Origin of the sequence: Streptomyces sp. Isolate_45 (assembly GCF_024721315.2) — a bacterium.
Lineage (GTDB): Bacteria > Actinomycetota > Actinomycetes > Streptomycetales > Streptomycetaceae > Streptomyces.
On record NZ_JANFAK020000007.1, the window covers coordinates 12,895 to 31,170 of the forward strand.

At 74.3% G+C, this 18,276-nt stretch carries 16 protein-coding genes; 3 read left to right on the forward strand and 13 right to left on the reverse strand.

Features of this window, described 5'->3' with window-relative positions:
* Nucleotides 1-59: 59 nt before the first annotated feature.
* On the forward strand, nt 60-491 hold the full coding sequence (locus NOD94_RS04130) for an OsmC family protein (protein ID WP_281204289.1): 432 nt from the start codon (nt 60-62) through the stop codon (nt 489-491).
* A 115-nt stretch (nt 492-606) separates the two neighbouring features.
* Nucleotides 607-1,026 (forward strand): Imm10 family immunity protein, encoded by a 420-nt coding sequence (locus tag NOD94_RS04135; RefSeq protein ID WP_281204290.1) that lies wholly within the window; start codon nt 607-609, stop codon nt 1,024-1,026.
* A gap of 66 nt (nt 1,027-1,092) precedes the next feature.
* On the opposite strand, the gene NOD94_RS04140 is transcribed toward NOD94_RS04135, so the two are convergent.
* From NOD94_RS04140 to NOD94_RS04195, 12 genes are all read right to left on the reverse strand, one after another.
* The gene (locus NOD94_RS04140; protein WP_281204291.1) at nt 1,093-1,800 is read right to left on the reverse strand and encodes a 2-phosphosulfolactate phosphatase; all 708 of its coding nucleotides are present in this window, start codon (nt 1,798-1,800) and stop codon (nt 1,093-1,095) included.
* Between the two features lie 156 nt (nt 1,801-1,956).
* Complete coding sequence (locus NOD94_RS04145) at nt 1,957-2,475, reverse strand: NADPH-dependent FMN reductase (RefSeq protein ID WP_281204292.1); 519 nt, start codon at nt 2,473-2,475, stop codon at nt 1,957-1,959.
* Between the two features lie 61 nt (nt 2,476-2,536).
* Nucleotides 2,537-3,595, reverse strand: coding sequence for an SDR family oxidoreductase (locus tag NOD94_RS04150; RefSeq protein WP_281204293.1), 1,059 nt, complete (start codon nt 3,593-3,595; stop codon nt 2,537-2,539).
* Nucleotides 3,596-3,612: 17 nt separating this feature from the next.
* A complete protein-coding gene (locus tag NOD94_RS04155) occupies nt 3,613-4,878 on the reverse strand; it encodes a beta-ketoacyl-[acyl-carrier-protein] synthase family protein (RefSeq protein ID WP_281204294.1) in 1,266 nt (421 codons plus the stop codon).
* Complete coding sequence (locus tag NOD94_RS04160; protein ID WP_281204295.1) at nt 4,875-5,162, reverse strand: acyl carrier protein; 288 nt, start codon at nt 5,160-5,162, stop codon at nt 4,875-4,877. Before NOD94_RS04160 ends, NOD94_RS04155 begins: the two co-directional genes overlap by 4 nt.
* Before the next feature lie 82 nt (nt 5,163-5,244).
* Nucleotides 5,245-6,510 (reverse strand): aspartate aminotransferase family protein, encoded by a 1,266-nt coding sequence (locus tag NOD94_RS04165; RefSeq protein ID WP_281204296.1) that lies wholly within the window; start codon nt 6,508-6,510, stop codon nt 5,245-5,247.
* 53 nt (nt 6,511-6,563) lie between these two features.
* Complete coding sequence (locus NOD94_RS04170) at nt 6,564-7,016, reverse strand: SRPBCC family protein (protein WP_281204297.1); 453 nt, start codon at nt 7,014-7,016, stop codon at nt 6,564-6,566.
* Nucleotides 7,017-7,138: 122 nt separating this feature from the next.
* Entirely contained in the window at nt 7,139-8,395 is a 1,257-nt protein-coding gene (locus tag NOD94_RS04175; RefSeq protein ID WP_281204298.1) for a GNAT family N-acetyltransferase, read from the reverse strand.
* Nucleotides 8,385-9,518 (reverse strand): acyl-CoA dehydrogenase family protein, encoded by a 1,134-nt coding sequence (locus tag NOD94_RS04180; protein WP_281204299.1) that lies wholly within the window; start codon nt 9,516-9,518, stop codon nt 8,385-8,387. The genes NOD94_RS04175 and NOD94_RS04180 overlap by 11 nt, the downstream gene beginning before the upstream one ends.
* Nucleotides 9,519-9,522: 4 nt before the next feature.
* On the reverse strand, nt 9,523-10,797 hold the full coding sequence (locus NOD94_RS04185) for a cytochrome P450 (RefSeq protein WP_281204300.1): 1,275 nt from the start codon (nt 10,795-10,797) through the stop codon (nt 9,523-9,525).
* Between the two features lie 219 nt (nt 10,798-11,016).
* Nucleotides 11,017-14,175, reverse strand: a complete 3,159-nt coding sequence (locus NOD94_RS04190; RefSeq protein ID WP_281204301.1) for a BTAD domain-containing putative transcriptional regulator — start codon at nt 14,173-14,175, stop codon at nt 11,017-11,019.
* 284 nt (nt 14,176-14,459) lie between these two features.
* Nucleotides 14,460-16,547: a BTAD domain-containing putative transcriptional regulator gene (locus NOD94_RS04195; protein WP_281204302.1), complete on the reverse strand. Its 2,088-nt coding sequence runs from the start codon at nt 16,545-16,547 to the stop codon at nt 14,460-14,462.
* A 500-nt stretch (nt 16,548-17,047) separates the two neighbouring features.
* On the opposite strand from NOD94_RS04195, the gene NOD94_RS04200 reads away from it, so the two are divergent.
* The gene (locus NOD94_RS04200) at nt 17,048-17,443 is read left to right on the forward strand and encodes a hypothetical protein (protein WP_281204383.1); all 396 of its coding nucleotides are present in this window, start codon (nt 17,048-17,050) and stop codon (nt 17,441-17,443) included.
* Between the two features lie 242 nt (nt 17,444-17,685).
* On the opposite strand, the gene NOD94_RS04205 is transcribed toward NOD94_RS04200, so the two are convergent.
* Nucleotides 17,686-18,135 (reverse strand): SRPBCC family protein, encoded by a 450-nt coding sequence (locus NOD94_RS04205; RefSeq protein ID WP_281204384.1) that lies wholly within the window; start codon nt 18,133-18,135, stop codon nt 17,686-17,688.
* Nucleotides 18,136-18,276 lie beyond the last annotated feature (141 nt).

The following is an 18,276-nucleotide window of genomic DNA, read 5'->3' on the forward strand; positions in this document are numbered from 1 at the left end:
CAGGACCCGGACCGGGCCGTGTTCCTCCTTCGGCCGGTGGCGCGGCTACCGTCGACGGCATGACAGCTGACTCCCTGCGCTCCGTCACCGTCGAGCGGACCGGTCCGGGCACGTTCACCGCGACCAACTCCCGCGGTGACACCATCGCTTTCGCCACCGGGTCCGGCGGGGGCTTCACCCCCGTCGAGCTCTTCCTCGCCGCGATCGGCGGCTGCTCCGCGGCCGACGTGGACGTCGCCACCACCCGACACGCCGAACCCGGCGCGTTCTCCGTCGCCGTGCACGGGCACAAGGTCGAGGACGCGGGCGGCAACCGCATGACGGACCTGGAAGCCGCCTTCACCGTCCGATTTCCCGCAGGTGAGGGCGGCGACCGGGCCCGTGCGATCCTGCCGCGCGCCGTGAAGACCTCCCACGACAAGCTCTGCACGGTCAGCCGCACCGTGGAGGCCGGCACCCCCGTCACCGTGAAGGTCCTCGACACGGACTGACCGACCGTGACCAGCGCCAAGGATCCCGTCGCACCGGTGCGGGCGTGCCGGTGCGACGGCGCCTCGGCGGACGGCCGGTCGCGACCCCGTGCCGGGCTCCTGGTAGAACCGGTGCATGACATACAGGTTCACGGCCCGCGCGTTCGCAGCCGAGGCCGACGTCGATGGTGAGACGCAGGCCGGGGTCGCGGAGTACGAGGACGAGGACGGCTTCCTCCTGCTGTTCACGCGCGCCGTCGCCGAGCCGTCCGCGCAGGACGTCTCGCTCGGGCTCGACACGTACCGCGTGACGACCGAGGACCAGTGCACCGCCTACGGCTGCGTCCGCGAGGTGGCCCTGACGGGCAACCTGCTCACGGTGTCGCTGGATCCCGACCGCCTGGACGACTTGGAGTTGCAGGACGCGGAGATCGAGGCCGTGCTCGACATGCCGACCGAGGCCGTGGACGAGTTGCGCGAGGCACTCGTGAAGGTGCTGAACCACGGACGCCGGGAAGCCCGACCGCTGTTCACCGGTTTCCCGGTGGACCCGTGACCAGGGCCCGCGGGGTGGAGCGGGGCTCCTCGCCGCGCCCCGCCGCTCCTATGCGCTCGCCCGCTCCTACGCGCTCGCCCGGTCCCCTTCGGTCGGCGCGGGCACGGCGTACGGGCGGAGCACCATGAGGCGGTCCTCCGAGGTCGCCACCATGGCGAAGGGGAACCGGTCGAGTTCGAGACAGAGCGCGACGTCATCGGGATGCACTCCCTGACGCACCCCCTGCGCCAGCTCCGCGGCGGCGCGTGACTCGGCGCCGCGGCGGAGGAACCCGGTCGCGTCCGTCGCGGTCCCGTCGGCCCGCCGGGCGATGTACTGGGCGCAGGCCAGGTCCTCGTCGGCCCGCCCGTCCTCGCCGGTGACCACGAACGTGACGGCGTCGCACCCCCGCGTCCGCAGGAGCCGGGCCGTCGCCTCCGCCACCACGAAGCCGGCGCACAGCACCAGCGACGCCTCCTTGACCGCGAGCGCGCCGACCGTTCCCGCCGTGGTCTTCTGCACGACAGTGCGTCCGGTGAGGTCGACGGACCGCAGCAGGCCCGGCGAGTTGACGGCGTCGAACCCGGGCGCGTGCGCACCGTCCTTGAGCGCCACCCAATCCGGGTGCCGGGCCTTGAGCGCCAGGGCCTCGTCCGGTGACTCGGCGAGGACGATCTTCTCCGCGCCCTGGGCGAAGGCCCAGGCGGCCACCGTGTAAGCACGCATGACGTCGACCACGACCGCCACGGAGGGGGTTTCGACCAGTTCCGGGATACCAAGGAAACGAGCGTCCATGCTGTCATGATCACGCACGTCCGGCCCGAGGGGTCCGGGTGGTGGCGCGGGTCACACCGACGGCCCGGGAAGCCCGTGGGCGCCGCGCGCCCCGAGGCCTCCCGCGCCCCTGATCGGGGACGGCGGAGGCGTCGGGGCGCACGGGGTGGCGGGGTGTCAGACGTGTTCCGCGACCGGGGCGCGGAGCATCGTCGCGCAGCGGTGGAGTTCCGAGGCGAGGGCGTGACAGCGGCGCAGCAGTGCTTCGTCCGGCACGGGGGCGGTGCCGTGCGGTCCGGGGACGAAGTCGGCGGGACACGACGCGATCTGGGTGGGGGCCACCCAGCCCCCGAGTGCCCTGGCCACCGTACGCAGGTGTTCGCACACCACGCTGCCGGTCCGCGGGCCGGCGCCGTGGGCGAGGACCCCGACCGCCGTGTCGGCCAGCCAGTCGCCCGGCAGCTCGTCCAGCGCGAGCTTGAGCAGGCCGGAGTAGCTGGCGTGGTGGACGGGGCTGGCCAGGACGACGGCGTCGTAGGTCCGCGGCGCGCCCCGAAGGCGCGGCCCCGAGGCCCGCGCCAGTTCGAGGGACGTCACGGTGGTACCCCGGGCGCGCAGGGCGTCACCCACCAGCGCGGCCAGCGCGGTGGTGCCGGAGCCCACCCGGGGGCTTCCGCTGATCAGCAGGGCGTGCACGGTCGGTCGTCCTTTCCTCGGGCGGGTGGCGGCAGGGGCGCGGGCGGCGGGCCCTCGTCCCTCATGCGGCGTCGATCAACGTCCACGGCACGGTACGGCCGAGGGCCTGACGGGGCTTGCTCCGCGCCCAGTGCAGCACCGACGCCGCCATCACCCCGCCCGGGTCGGCGACCTTGTGCGTGGGTTCGAAGGGCTCGCTCATGCTCGTGTAGCTCTGGAACATCGCCAGCAGCTTCACGGCCTCCTGCTGGACGGGGGAGAGCCACTGCGCGGCCAACGGCAGGAAGAAACGGTTCCAGCTGTCCGTGGACACGGTCGGCGGCTGCGCGATCGGGTCGACGCCATGCTCGGCCCGGAAGGTGTTGAGGGTGTCACAGGTGATGCGGACCAGGTCGGACAGGCGCATGCTGTCCTGCCCCGCCGAGATCACCTCGGTGCGCGGCGACCCGGGCGGGGTGCCGAGGGCGGCCCCCGCGATCACCTCGGCGACCTCGTCGACGGGAGCGATCTCGGCAAAGCCGTCGGGGTCCCCGACGACGACGGCCGCGAGCCCGGAGACGAGCGCGGGGAAGAGGCTGTACGGGCCGGAGAAGCGGCCGATGGCACCGTCGCCGCGACGGCCGAGGACCAGCGGCGGGCGGACGATCGTCGCCGGCCCGCGGTGCTCACCGGCCACGATCTCCTCGCAGGCGGCCTTCGACCACTCGTAGCCGTTGCGGTAGCCCTCGAACTCCGCACCCCTGAGGTCCTCGGGGGCGCGTACCCCGCCCACGTAGGCGGTGGAGACGTGGACGACGTGGGTGTCCGGGCCGGCGAGCGCGAGCACCGCCCGCAGGGTCCGTATGTTGGCGTCGGTGGCCTCCTGGCGGGTCATGGTCCACCGGGTGGACGCCGCGGTGTGCACGATGACGTCCCAGGGCCGGCCGGTGAGGGGGTCCGGGGCGGGTTCGGCGCCGATGTCCCAGGGGACGGGCGCCGTCAGGGGACCGGTGTCGCCCGCGCCCGCACGGCGTGCGGTACGGACGATGCCGCTACCGGCACGGCCGGTGGTTTCCGCGGCGAGGCGCTCGGCCACTTCGGTGCCGACGACGCCCGAGGCGCCGGTGACGAGGATGCGCATGGCAGGGCTCCTGGGGTTCAGGTGGCGGGTTGCAGGACCAGGCAGACGTTCTGTCCGCCGAAGCCGAAGGAGTTGGAGAGCACCGGGGCACCGTCCACACGGCGCGGCGCTCCGGCGACCACGTCGATCCGGTCGGCCTCCGACGCGGTGGTGAGGTTCGCGACGGGCGGCACGATCCGCCGTTCGGCACAGACCAGGGCGATCGCGGCCTCCAGCGCGCCCGAACCCCCGATGAGGTGCCCGGTGACGCCCTTGACGGCGGTCACCGGCGGCGCCTGACCGTTGAAGCACCGGTGGATGGCGGCGGCCTCGGCCCGGTCGTTGGCCTGGGTGGACGTACCGTGCGCGCTGATCTGACCGATGTCGGACGGCAGCAGACCGGCGTCCGCGACGGCCTGCGCCATGCACGCCGCCGCGACGGCCCCGTCCGCGTGCGGGGCCACGATGTGATGGGCGTCGGCGTTGGTGGCGTAGCCGGCGATCTCACCGAGGATGGTCGCTCCGCGCCGCAACGCGGAGTCGCGCCGCTCCAGTACGAGCACGGCCGCGCCCTCGCCCATGACGAAGCCGTCGCGCCGGGCGTCGAACGGGCGGCTGGCGTTCCCGGGGTCGTCGTTGCGGGTCGACAGGGCCTGCATCCGCGAGAAGCCGCTGAGCATGAAGGTGGTCACCGCCGAGTCGAAGCCGCCGGCGACGGCCACGTCGAGCTCCCCGTACTGGATGCGACGGGCGGCCTCCCCGATGGCCGTGGCACCACTGGCGCATGCGGTGGAGTAGGTGACGCACGAGCCCTGGAAGCCGAAGCGCATCGCCACCCGGGCGGCCGCCGAGTTGGCCATGGTCCGGGGAACGGAGTGCACCGGCATGGCCGTGGGCTTCGCGTCGTTGTCCCGTACGAGCCCCTCCATGGTGGGGAGCCCGCCGATGCCGGTCCCGAGGTGGACGCCGACCCGGGACGGCGGCAGGTCGGGCAGCGCGGCCTGCCGTACGGCGTCGGCCGCCGCGCACAGGGCCAGCTCCGTCGGCCGGTCGATCTGACGGCGCTCACGGTGGGTGATGTAGGAGGCGATGTCGAACTCGGGTACCCGGCAGGCGATGTGCACGGGTGAGCCGGACTCGATCAGGTCCGCGTGCACCGCGGCGGTGGGACGCGCGGCGAGGACGGTGTCCATGACCTCGTCCAGCGTGAGTCCGGCCGGGGACTTCACGCCGATCCCGGTGACGACCACGCGCGGGCGCTCGGCGTGCCGGCCGGGGCCGGCCGCGGCGTGCCGGCGGGTCATGAACGGTCCGCCAGGCGCTCCGCGAGGAGGGCGACGGCCTGGCCGACGGTCTCGGACCGCATCAGGTCCTCGGCGGCGATGCGCACGTTGAGGGCGCGTTCGAGCTGCGCGCCGATCGACATCATCTCCAGGCTGTCGATGCCGTATTCGGCCCGCAGATCGGTGCTCTCCACGATGACGTCGGGGGCGGTTCCGAGGACGTCGGCGATGGTCTCGCGGACGATGCCGAAGAGGTCGTCGGAAGTGACGACGGCGGCTTCGGCGACGGGTTCGGTGTGGTTCACCTGGGGTTCCTCCGGTGAGGTGGTGCGGGGTGGTGGATCGTGATCGGGCTGGTGCGCGGGCCGCGGCCCGCGACGACGGGTGTCAGCCGGGCAGGCCGGCCGGGGCGGCCGCGGTCAGTGCCGTGTCGAGGATGTCGAGCGCCTCGTCGAGTTCCGCCTCGGTCGTGACGAGCGGGGGCAGCAGCCGCACCGTGGTGGGGCGGCCCAGGCAGGGCGAGACGAGCAGACCGTTGTTGGCGAGGGAGACCACGGCCTCGCCCGCCGCCGCGGGGGTGGTGAAGTCGATGCCCCACAGCAGCCCCCGGCCGTGATGGCCCGCCATCACCCTCGGGTGGCGCTCCCCGAGGGCGCGCAGCCCCTCGGCGAGGCGGGCCGACAACTTGTCACCGTGCCCGGCGAGTTCCTCGACGGCCTCCAGTGCGGCGGGCAGCGCGGCACAGCTCAACGGGTGGCCGCCGAAGGTCGCCGAGTGCAGGAAGGGGTCCTGTGCGAGCGGGGCGTACAGCTCCTCGCTGCACACCACCGCGGACAGCGGCACCACGCCGCCGCCGAGCGGCTTGCCCACGAGTACGGCGTCGACGGGCAGGCCGTCGGCCAGGGCGACCGAACGCTCGCCGCAGCGGCGCAGCCCGCACTGGATCTCGTCGGCGATGGCGAACGCGCCGTGGGCGTGCGCGTCCTCGCACCACTGGCGCAGGACGTCGGTCCGCAGCGGTGCTGCGCCGTTCTCCCCCTGGACGGGTTCGAACACCACGGCGGCGACCGGAGCCGCCTCCAGCTGCGCGCGGACGGCGTACGGGTCCTCCGGGTCGATGTGGACCACGTCGACGACCGCGCCCCGCAGCCCGGTCCGGAACAGCGGGCTGTGCGTCAGGGACAGGGCGCCCAGCGTCTTGCCGTGGTAGCCGCCGGTCACCGCGAGCACCCGGTCCCGGCCGGTCGCGAGCCGGGCGAGCTTCACCGACACCTCGACGGCGTCGGCGCCGTTCAGGCCGAAGTACACCTTGGGGAGCCGGTCACCGAAGTAGGCGGAGAGCAGCGCCGCCGCCCGCGCGGCCACCGGGTTGGCGAGGCTGCGCGTCGACGTAGGCATCACCTCCAGCTGCCGGGCGACGGCCGCCACCACGCCGGGGTGGCGGTGGCCGAGGAGGGCGACGGCGTAGGAGCCGAAGTCGAGCGCCCGACGGCCGTCGGAGAGCGTGACGCGGGAGCCCAGGGCTCCGGCCTCCACGGCTCCCTGGCCGGCGAACTTGCCGGTCAGCGCCAGCTTCGGGGACTGGTGCCGGCGAAGTTGGTCGAAGACCTCGGCGGCGTCGGTGTGCGGGGCGGTCGTGGACGGGTCGGCCACGGGGGACCTCCTGGAGAGGGGCGGAACGGGGGACGCGGGCGGAACGGACCGCATCAGCGGGCGGCGCCGCCGATGAGTCGCCGCTCAAGGGCCTGGAGCATCTGCTCGGCGTTCTCCCGCAGGGCGGTGGCGGCGACGGGGTTGAGCATGTCGGCGAGCAGCGGGATCCCGATCTCGAACTCGACGGTCAGCGAGACGTGGCTACCGCCGTCCTCGGACGGGCGGACGGCCCAGTGGCCCACGAAGTGCGCGAGGTCGCCGCTGACCTGGTGGAAGTCGAAGCGCCGGGCGGCGTGGTCGAGCCGTTCGGCCTCCACCCACTCCAGGACGGAGCCCTTGAGGTGGACGGACCAGGCCGTCGTGCGCTCGTCCGGGCCGGTGCGGTCGACGATCGTGACGGACTGGACGCTGTCCATGCAGGAGGAGTAGCTCTCGACGTCGATGACGGCGTTCCAACTGTCCTCGGGACGGGCGGCGATGGGGATCTCTACCTGGACGAGGGGCATGGTGGGTCTCTCTTTCCGGTGGTGGGGGAGCCCGCGGGGGGCTCGTCGACTACGTGCGGGAGGTTCCGCGGAGTCGGGGCGGATCAGGCGCGGGGGACCTGCGCCGGTTCGGGGGCGGTCCGTCAGGACTTGGGCGCCAGGGCCTGCTCGTGGGCCGCCTCCAGGGCGGGCGGCAGCAGGAGCCGCAGGACGGCGCGGGGCAGCCGTCCGGTGTGGTTGAGCGCGTACGACTGCTCGACGAGTTCGCAGCCGAACTCGCGCTTGGGCTCGTACGCGGTCTGCGCGAAGCGGATGTGGCGGCAACCCCGGGCGAGGGCCAGCTCGATCGCCGCGTAGTGCAGGTTGTGGTAGAGCCGCGCCCGGTGCGCCAGCCCGTAGTCCAGGCCGATCCGGGCCCCGACCGCACCGCGGCCGCGGAACAGGCAGTGCAGGTAACCCACCAGGCGGTCGCCCTCGAAGCAGGCGACGAGCCGCTGCTCGGTGCGCCCGCCGTCGTTCTCGTCCGCGTTGCCGGCGGACAGGGCCCTGACGAACCCCTCGTCGAGGACGTCGAGGGTCTGGTCGGCACGGTCCATGACCTGCCGGTACAGGCCCATCATCGCCGGGACGAGGTGCTCGAAGTCGTCGATGACCTCCATCCGCAGGTCCGTCTGCTGCTCGAACTTCCGGATCTTGTTCCGGGCGTTGCGTCGCGGCTTGGCCGGCAATGACGCCAGGAACGCGTCGAAGTCCGCGTGGTCCAAGGAGAGTTCGGTGTCCGGCAGGGAGGCGACGGTGAAGAAGCCCGCCGCGTCCAGACCCGGGCGCAGCGCGTCGAGGTCGTGCGGAGCGAAGTCCTTGAACACGACGGTGCCCAGTCGGTGTTCGCGGGCGTAGTCCATGACCTCCCGCACCAGCAGCCGGGCCGCCGGCGCGGGGAGCGGATCCCGACCCATGACGTGGCCCTGCCCGAGGAAGTTCCCGCAGAACAGCATCGGCACGCGCACGAGCCGTGGGAAGGCCCGGGCCACCGGCGCCATCAGGCGGCGTTCGCGCGGCCCCACGACCTGGTCGAGCCGCAGGCCGCGCACGGCGCTGAGCGGCAGCACCGCGAACGGCAGGCCGTCCCGGCGCACGAGCAGGTAGGCGTACGCGTCCGGGCCGATCCGCGCACCCTGCATGGCGGTGAACACGTCCTGCCCCCACATGGGGTCGTCAGCAGGGGCCAACTCGTCCCACAACCGGCGGGGCACGTCCTCGGCGTGGTCCAACCGCTCGACCGTGTAGGCCGGTTCCCGACGCTTCCCGTCGGCCCCCGCGAGGGCCGGCGTGGAGGCGGTCGGCGCCGAGGGCCCGGGGCCGGGAGCGTCCGGTGCGGCGGCCCCGCGGTCAGCCGACACGGAGCGGCTCGCCGTCCAGCACCGCGCACAGCGGCTCGGCCATCCGCGCCCGGGACGGCGGGTGGAAGTTCAGGCCCGCGGCCGCCGAGGCCAGGTAGGCGCCCTCGTCGGACCCGATGAACGACATGCCGCCGAGCGCTTCCAGGGCGGTCGCCGTGGTGCGCGCGATGGCGTCCTGCGCGGCGTAGCGCGCGGTGAGCGCGGCGACCAGCAGGGGTTCGCCCCATTCCGGGGATTCCCCCATCGTCCGGGCCACGGCTTCCACCGCGAGCATCGCCGCGTCGACCTCGGTCACGAGCGCCGCACGGACCGCGGCCGGTGCGCGCCCGTGCAGCAGGACACGTTCCACCAGAGCGCTCGCCGTGCCCAAGTAGCCAGCCGACATGAGCAGTTCGAACCAGAGGAACCCGGCCACGTTCAGGGAGTCCAGCACCGAATCGGCGGTGACCTCGGTGAGGACGACCATCTGCGGGTCGAGCGCGACGTCCTCCAGGACGACCTCGTCGCTCTCCGCGCCGGCCAGCACGGTGCTGCGCCAGAAGGGCCGGACGGAGACGCCGGGGGTGTCGGCGGGGACGATCGCGACCCCGAGCCGCTCGGCGCCGTCCTCGTCCGTCATCACCACCGAGGCCGTCAGCAGGTCCATCGAATGGGCCAGGCTGCACGGCTTCTTGCTGCCGTTCAACACGACCTCGCCGCCCCGACGCTCGGCCCGGATGCCGGGCCGCAGGATGGACTGGCCGGTCCGGCCCTCCGAGAATCCCGAGGCGAGCAGCATCTTCTTGCCGACGATGGCCTCCAGCAGCATCCACTCGAAGCCGGCCCCGTTCTTCGCGGCCTCCACCAGGCTCGCCACGGAGAAGTGGTGCATCGTGGTCGCGACCGCCAGCGACGGGCAGCGTGCGCCGACCGCGCGTTGCAGCCGGACGGCCTGCAGGGGGTCCGCCCCGATCCCGGTGTTCGGACTCGGCACGAGCAGGGCCGCGCCACCCGCCTCGCGGAACGCGGCGACGGCCGGGCTGCCCGGCCGCTCCAGCTCGGCCAGCGGATGACGGGCCAGCTCGGCGTCGAGGCCGGGGAGCAGTGCTTCCAGCACCGCGCGTTCGGTGTCCAGGAATGCCATGGGTTCAGTCCTTCGCCGTCGTGGTCGCGCCGACCGCGGCCCGCGTACGGGTCGTCCCGGCTCCGGCCGTGGTCGTCAGGGGCAGGTTTTCGTACATGCGCAGGCTGAAGGACTCGCGCCGTACCGGGGTCCCGGCCAGAGCCAGGTCGGGGAAGCGGGCGAACAGCCGGCGGACGGCGATGGATCCCTCCAGCCGGGCCAGGGCGGCGCCCATGCAGTAGTGCGGACCGGCACTGAAACTCAGCACCCTGCTCCCGGTCCGGCGCACGTCGAACCGGTGCGGGTCGGGGAACTGAGCCGGATCGCGGTTGGCGGCGGCGAGCACCGTCGTGACGTTGGCGCCGACCGGCACGGTCAGCCCGCGGATCACCGTCTCCTCGGAGGCGATCCGCTCGGTCATCTGGACGGGCGTGTCCCAGCGCAGCGCCTCGTCGACCGCCTGCCCGGCGAGCGCGGGATCGGCGCGGAGCGCCGCCAGCTGGTCGGGGTGGGTGAGCAGAGCGTGGGTGGCGATCCCCAGCATGGCGGCGGTCGTCTCGAAACCGGCGACGAAGGTGAGGATCAGGGTGTCGATGACCTCCTTGCGGCTGAGCCGCTCCTGCCCCTCCCCGGTCTCCAACAGCACGGTGGCGAGGTCCTCGCGGGGCTCCACCGCGCGCCGCAGCAGCAAGTCCTCGAAGTAGGCGCGCAGTTCGGTCACCGCGGCATCGGCGCGGGCCCAGTCGTCCTCGGTGCGCACCGGTTCCAGCAGCCGGCTGGCGTCGCCGCCCAGCCGCTGGAACCGGAGGCGGTCCTCGGCCGGTACGCCGATCAGCTCGCCGACGACCGCCACGGGCAGCGGATACCCCACCAGCTCCTGGAAGTTGGCGGCGGTCCCGTCCGCCGTGGCCGCGGCGAAGTCGTCGAGGAGGGAGTCGGTCAGCTGCTCGACCGCCTTGCTCAGCGCGGCGACCCGGCGCGGGGTGAACCCCGCACCGATCAGCCGGCGCAGCCGGGTGTGGTCGGGCTGGTTGGCGCGGAGCATCGAGGCGTAGAAGAAGTCGGCGGCCGGGTGCTCGCGCCAGTCCGGCAGGTTGTCCTCGCACCAACTCAGGTCGGGCGTGCGGAACGAGGTGTCCGTCAGCACCCCCTGGCAATCGGTGTAGGTCGTCAGGAAGTAGGTGTCGAGGTCCTTGTCGTAGTAGACCGGAAAGTTCTCGCGGAGCGCCTCCAGCGCCAGGAACGGGTTTTCCCGACCTTCCGGTGTGAACAGGGAGAAGAGCAGAGCCTGGGGGTCCAAGGGGAGTCCTCAGCAGATCGGCGTGCGGTCCCGGGTTACCGCGGTGTGCCCGGGCCGCCCCCCGGCAGGGATCTCCGAAGGGGGAGGACATCCGTGCTTGGGGCGGTGACAAGAGCCTGTCACCGCCCTGCTCGCGCGACGTCAACAGCGCATCAACCGGACGTCAACGCCCCCCGACGCCCGGCCCCCCCGCCACGCTTCATCCGGCGTCGAGCCGCGTCATTCGGCGTCGAGCCGCGCCTCGACGTCCGCCGCCTCCGGCATGCCCAGCTCCCGGAAGAGTCGCAGCGCCTGCCTGCGGTAGTACGTCGCCTGCCCCGCTCGTCCCAACCCGGCAACGGCGTCGGCGAGTTGGACGAGTGCGCGGCCGAGCAGGTACGTGTCACCGTGCAGGGTGGCGACGTCCCGGGCCTCCGTGGCGTGGGCCACGGCCTCCTCGTAACGGCCCAGCAGGTTGAACGCCTCGGCGAGCCCGCCCAGCACCAACGCCTCCCGGAAGGTCGAGCCCGTCGTACGCCACAGCCGCAGACTGGTGCGCATGCAGTCCAGAGCCTCGTGCCGCTGTCCCGTGTACAGCAGGACCTGCCCGAGCGAACGCAATGCGTTGGCCTCCCCGGGGCCGTCGCCGCAGGAGCGCGCCTGGGCGACGGCGGCGCGACCCGACCGCACGGCCTCCTCGGCCCGCCCGGTCGCCAGTTGCGCCAGACCCAGGAAACCGAGGGTGACGGACTCGCAGGCCGGGCTGCGCGGCTCCCGGCTGAGCGGCAGCGCCTCGGTGAGGTGCCGCACGGCGGTGGGGAAGTCCCGTTGGGCGAGGGCGCAGCCGCCGAGGGCGTTCAACGCGTGGGCGAGCAGGGGCCACCGCTCCTCGCGGCGGAAGACGTCGGCCGCGGTGCGCAGGTGGGGCAGCGCACGGCCCATCGCGAAGCGGATCGCGAAGGAACCGCCCAGCATGAAGTGCGCGATGCCACCGGCGACCGCGTCGTCCGACCGCTCCGCCGCCGCCAGCACCGCGCGCGCGGCCCGCTCCAGGTTCCGGGTACCGGTGCTGTCGCGTCCCAGCGGGTCGGTGGCCAGCAGCAGGTGCGCGCAGACGGCCGCCGGGACCTCGGGGAAGCCGGCGGCCTGTTCGACGAGCGCCAGCAGGTGCAGCCGTTCGTCGAACAGCCAGGTGGTGGCCCGTGCCGGGGAGGCGAACCGACGGTCTGGGTCCAGGCCGCTGCCGGGACCCACCGCGGCCGCCCGCGACGGGGCGTCCGGCTCCGTGGCCGGCGCTTCGTCGGCGGGGAACGGATCTCCCGCGGTCGCGGCCCGATAGGCCTCCCGTGCCAAGTCGGTGCAGGTGTCCAGCAGCCGCCGCATCGCCGCCCCGCGTTCGGCGGCGGGCAGTTCCTCGGCCCCGGACGTCCGGGCGAACAGCCGCAACAGGTCGTGGTAGCGGTAGCGGCCGGGCGCCGGCGACTGGAGCAGCCCGGCGTCGACCAGACCCTCGCACAGCGACTCCGCCTCCCCCCGGGGCCGGTCGAGCAGGGCGGCGGCGCTCAGCCCGCCCAGTTCCGGAAGGTCGGGCAGCGCCAGCAGCCGGAACGCCCGCAACTGCTCCGGGGCGAGCCGCGCCGTACCGAGCCGGAAGGTGGCCTCGACGGCGCTGTCGCCGCCGAGCCCCGCCGGCCGCCGTCGCTCGTCCGCGAGCCGCCGGGCGGTCTCCGCGACCGACAGCTCCGGGCAGCCGGCCATGCGGGCGGCGACGACGCGGATGGCGAGGGGCAGCCGCCCGCAATCGGCGACCAGGGCCCGGGCGGCCTCCTCCTCCCGCCGTACGCGCTGCTCGCCGACGAGCCGGACCAGCAGGTCCACCGCCACGCCGTCGGTCAGTTCGTCCAGGTGCACCAGGGTCGCCCCGCCGAGGTTGCCGAAGCCGGTGAGCCACGTCCTGCTGGTCACGAGGAGGCCGCAGCCGGGCGCGGTCGGCACCAGGTCGCGTATCTGGCGCAGGTCGTGGGCGTTGTCGAGGACGAGGAGCACGCGCCGGTCGGAGAGCAGCGACCGGTGGAGCGCGACCCGCTCGGCGGTCTCCGCCGGGAGCTGCGCCGGCGTCACCCCGAGGGCGCGCAGCAGGTCCCCCAGGACCTCGTGGGGATCGGCCGGCCGGGCGTCCATGCCGCAGAGGTCGACGAAGAACACCCCGTCGGGGAAACTCGCGGCGACCTCGTGCGCCACGCGCACGGCCAGGGCGGTCTTGCCGACGCCGCCCATCCCGCTGATCGCTCCCAACGCCGCCGCCGAGCCGCCTTCCAGGACTTGCCGCAGCCGGACGACCTCCGCGTCACGGCCGACGAGGTCCGCCGTGTCGGGCGGCAGGCCCAGCGTCGGCGACATCACGGCCGTCGGGGCGGGCGGGGGCGCCGGCGAGGCCGTCGGGGCCGGCGGGGCAGCGGCGGACGGCGCTGACCGAACCGTTCCCCGACCGGGCTTCGTCGGCGGCGACTCGGCATCCGTGGACGGTGGGTGCTCGGTGCTCCCGGGTCCGTTCACCGGCCCGGGGGGAGCGGCCTCATCGGCAGCGCCCGGTCCGGCCAGGATGCGCCGGCGTATCCGGTCGAGGCCTGCCCCGGCCCCCGGACCGTCCGCGCCGCGCAGGGCCCCGTGGGCACGCGCGTGGACGTCCAGTGCCTCGGTCTGACGCCCCGTCTCGTACAGCGCCGTCATGAGGAGTTCCTGGAGTCGTGCGCGCCGCGGATGGCTCTGCGCCGGCCCGCGAAGCTCCTCCACGGCCCGTGCGTGGCCGCCGAGCAGCAGCACCACCTCCCACCTGTCCTCCAGCACGGCGAGCCGCCGCTCGCGCAGCGCCGAACGCTGGGCGGCCGCGAACGGACCGGGCACCCCGGCCAGGGGTTCCTCCCCGTCCCACAGCCCCAGGGCGGAGTCGTACAGGGCGAGCGCGTCACCAGGCCGCCCCGCCGACACAGCCCGAGCGGCGCTGCCCGCACGCCGGTCGAAGACGGTCAGGTCCAGGGCGTCCGGCGGCAGGTGGAGGGCGTAACCGTTCGGGCGGGAGACCAGGACCCGCGCCGGGGTGCGCGGCGCCCGTCCGGGTTCGACCACGCGGCGCAGCGCGGCGACGTGGCCGCGCAGGGCCCCGGGCGCCCCGCCGGGCGCGCCGTCGCCCCAGACGTCGTCGATGAGCGCCTGCGTGCCGCCCCTCCGGCCGTGGCGCAGCAGCAGCGTGGTGAGCAGGGCGGCAGCCAGGGGCGGGCGCACGTCCGTCTCGACCTCCCCGATACGCACGCGCAACGGGCCGAGCACCCGGAAGGACAGGCCCGGCGGCGGTTCGGAGGCGCGGAGCGGGGCGGGGACGGGGCGGGGGGTGGCGTGCACGGGGAGGTTCTCCAACGGGGTGTACGGAAGGAGCCGCGACGGAATCGCCGTCGAGGCGCGGAAGCCCCGGGCCGCGGCCGGGGTCGGCCGTGCGGAGCGGGGCGGAAGGGGTTGCGGGTGGGACGGGGGAACGGGAACGGGAACGGGAACGGGGTACGGCCGGGTCCCGCCCGCCGGCGGGCCGGTGCGCACGGCTCCGGGCCCGCCGCCGCGACGCCCCGGCCCGCGCGCGTACGGCGCGCGTACGGCGCGCGTACGGGCAACCGACGGGCCACCGGCCGGGGTCAGGAGGCCAGGCCCTCCCGCAGGCCGTGGGAGGGCCGGAACGACCGGCCGCCGAGGCGGGTGTCGGCCCCGTCGGGGGCGAAGAGCATCGCCACGGGCCGGTCGCCGTCCGCGCGGGGCGCCGGTTCGTCCCGGTGGATGGACACGGCGAACTCGCGCAGCAGGCCGTGCACCTGGTAGCGGCCGGGCCGCGCGGACTCCAGCCAGCTGCGGTCCACCAACTCCTCGCACAGGGCGCGGGCCTCGTCCGCCGGAACGCCCAGGGCCGGTGCCACCGCCGTCGGCCCGAACCGTCCGTCCGGTTCCCGCAGCAGTGCCACCCTGGCGAAGACCGACCGCAGGGGAGCGGGCAGGCGTCCGTACTCCCGCCGGAACGCCTCCCGTACGGAGAGGTCCGCGATGCCGAGCACGGTCAACCGGTGGCGGCCGCGCAGGGCGCCCACCACCGAGGCGACGGCCCACGCCGGCCGGGTGGCGAGCCGCATCGCCACGATCCGCAGTGCCAGCGGCAGCCCTCCGCAGAGGTCGACCAACTCGGAGCAGGCCTGGGGTTCCGACGCCACGCGGTCCGCGCCGATCGCCGTCTCCAGCCACGACAGGGCCTCGGCGGGGGAGAGCACGCCCAGGTGGGTGTGGTGGGCTCCGGCGAGACCGGAAGGCCGGGTGGTGCTGGTGACGAGCACGGAGCAGCCCGGCCCGCCGGGCACCAGGGTGTCGACCGCCGCCGGATCCTCGACGTTGTCGAGGACCACCAGGACGCGCCGCTCGGCGAGATCCGACCGGTACAGCGCGACCCGGTCGGCCTGCTGCTCGGGCACCGGCCGGCCCGCGCCCCCGAGCGCGCGCAGGAAGGACTCCAGCACGCTCGCCGGCCGCACCGCGGTTCCGTCCGGGGCGCGCAGGTCGGCGTGGAGCTGGCCGTCGGGGAAGTGACCTCGCACCCGGTGGGCGGCGTGCACGGCGAGCGCGCTCTTGCCCACACCGGTCGAGCCGGACACCACGACGACCGGTGCCGCCCGGGCCGCGCCCGGGGCCGGCAGGCCGGCCCGCGCCCCCGTCAGCGCGCCGATCACCTGCGCGAGTGCCTCGTCGCGGCCCGTGAAGTCGGCGAGGTCACGCGGCAGTTGGGCCGGCCGCAGGAAGTCGTCGGGTGCCGGTCGCGGCCCGGTCCGGGTGCCGGCCCCGACGGCGGTCCCGCCGTCAGGTGCCTCGCACGGTCCCGCGCACGCCGACGCCCCCGCCGTCGCGGCGCCCCCCGTGACGCCCGCCCCCGGCGAGCCCGTACCGCCCGTACCGCCCGTACCGCCCGTGCCGCATGCGATGCCCTCGGCCATCGCGGCCATCTCGCGCCCCGGATCGATCCCGAACTCCGCGGCCAGGAGCCGCCGGGTCCGCTCGTGGACGGCCAGTGCCTCCGCGTCCTGGCCGCTCAGCACGTACGCGCGCATGAGCAGGGCGCCCAGCCGCTCCCGCAAGGGGTGACGTTCCGTCAATTCCCGTAGTTCCGCCAACACCGTTATGTGATGCCCGAGTTCGACGTCCAGAGTGAGGCGCGTTTCCAGAGCGGCGAGTCGCTGTCCGGCCAACCTGTTCCTCTCGGCCTCGACGCCGGGCCCTCCCAGTTCCGTCAGAGGCTCGTCGCCCCACAGGGCGAGTGCGGTGCGCAACGACTCCCGCGCCTCCTCGGGTCGGCCGGCCACACGGGCGAGGTCGGCGGCGGCCACCTGCCGCCGGAACAGCCCGAGGTCCACCGCCTCCGGCGGCAACCGCAGGGCGTAGGCCCCGTGTTCGGACACCAGCACCCGCGGCCCGTCGCCCGCGGGGCCCGGCGCCTCGATCTCCTTGCGCAGCCGTGAGACGTACGTGCGCAGCGACCCCACGGCGCGGGCCGGCGGCCGGTCGCCCCAGATGTCGGCCACCAGGGCGTCGACGGGCGCCGGCCGGCCCTCCCGCAGCAGCAGCAGTGCCAACAGGGTCCGCTGCTGGCGCGAACCCAACTCCAGTTCCCGCGAACCGCGCCACGCCCGCAGGCGTCCGAGCAGGGTGAACCGCAGGGTTATCGCGTCGGTGTCCATGTCGTGCCCCATGCCCTCGTACTGTCCGGCCCGGACCCGCCGGGCTGCTCCTGTGCCCCGCCGGGAAGGAGTGCGAAGTGCTTCGGGAGGTCAACCCCGCGAACACCTCGGTGACCTACGCCGTGTTTCGGTCGAGACATGTGCCCCGGCCGTGCGAAAGCCCCCTGAACAGCAGTTTCTCCCATGACCGGAACCGGACGGCCTAGTTCGGCCACCGGCGTGCCGCTCGGGGGCCCAGGCGCTCGGGCAGCCCGATTCCCCGCCCCGCGGGCGCCCGGGCGGGGCGGCCGTACCCCGCCGGGCCGGCGTGGCGTTCCGTGACGGTAGCGCCGTCGGCCGCCGGTGCCCCCCGGGCGCGCCGCGGGGTGCGGAGGTCGGCTGGATTCTTGCCCCCGCCCGCCCGGTTACCGTCAGTAAGAAGCCTCGGGGCGGCACTCCGGCCGTTTCGGGTCCGGTCGGCCGTGGCCGGAGCAGGTGTCCGGGACCACTCCCCGTGACACGATGGGTTCGTGATCGAACCGCGTGCGTTGACGAAGTCGTGGTGCCGGGGTGGCGGGTCCTACCTGTCGCTCTGGTCCAAGGACTCGGTGCTGTCGATCGGCTCGGTGGGCTCGGTCCTGTCGATCGGTTCGGTCGGCTCGGTGCTGTCCGTCGGTTCGGTGGGCTCCGCCCTGTCCGCCGCCTCCATCGGGTCCTCGCTCTCCCTGCTCTCCACCGCGTCCTGGCTCAGTACGGGCTCGCTGCTGTCCGCGCGGTCCCGCTGGTCGGTCCTGTCCTGGCGCTCGCGCGACGGGTTCATGGAGGCGGGCGTCCTCACCGCGGTCGCGGTCGCCGCCCTCGCCCTGCATGTCGGTGGGCGGCGCGGCGCGGTGGGGTTCCGGACGGGACCTGCCGCACGCAGGGGGTGACCGCCGGACCCGCCTCACGCGGGGGATGACCGCCCGTCGGACCGACGGACGGCCCGGCCCGAGGCGCTCGCGCGCACGGGACCGGCCCGGTGCGACCGTGGTCGCCCGGGCCGGGTCCTGGGGCGGGGCCCGCCACGCCGTGGCGGGCCGCGCAGGCCGTCCGCGTCATGAACTCATCAGGGGTGGCTCCGTCCGTCGGCGGGGGCGCGGGTGGGGGGTCCGGCCGTGCCGTGGTGTCCGGTTCAGATCCGGCCGCGCCACGCTCCGGTCGCCTGCCCGCGGTTCTCGATGAAGTGCTTGAAGCGCTGCAGATCGCCCTTGACCTGGCGGTCCACGAAGCCGAGCTTGTCGCCGATGTTCTCCGCCATCCCCTCGGGATCGAAGTCCATCCTCAGCGTGACCTCGGTGTGGGAGGGATCGAGCGGGCGGAACGTCACCAGTCCGGACTGCTCGGTGTCGCCGCCGACGCTGACCCAGGCGACCTTCGTGTCGGGGATCTGCTCCGTGATCTCCGCGTCGAACTCCCTCTCCACCCCGGAGATCCTCGTCTTCCAGTGCGTCAGCGTCTCGGTCCGCTGCTCGATCGTCACCACACCGTCCATGAACCGCGGGAACGACTCGAACTGCGTCCACTGGTCGTACGCGGTGGCGACCGGGACATCGACGGCGATGGATTCCTTGACCTGCGACATGGTTGACCTCCTGGTCACGACTGCGGGGTGAAGGTGACCGACGTCTCGGAGGGGGGTACCTCCGGTATCCCGGTACTCCGACGCCGGACCGGACAGCCACGCTGCTGTCCGCTCTCGGCGCCCCTGCCCCGAACCGGCGGG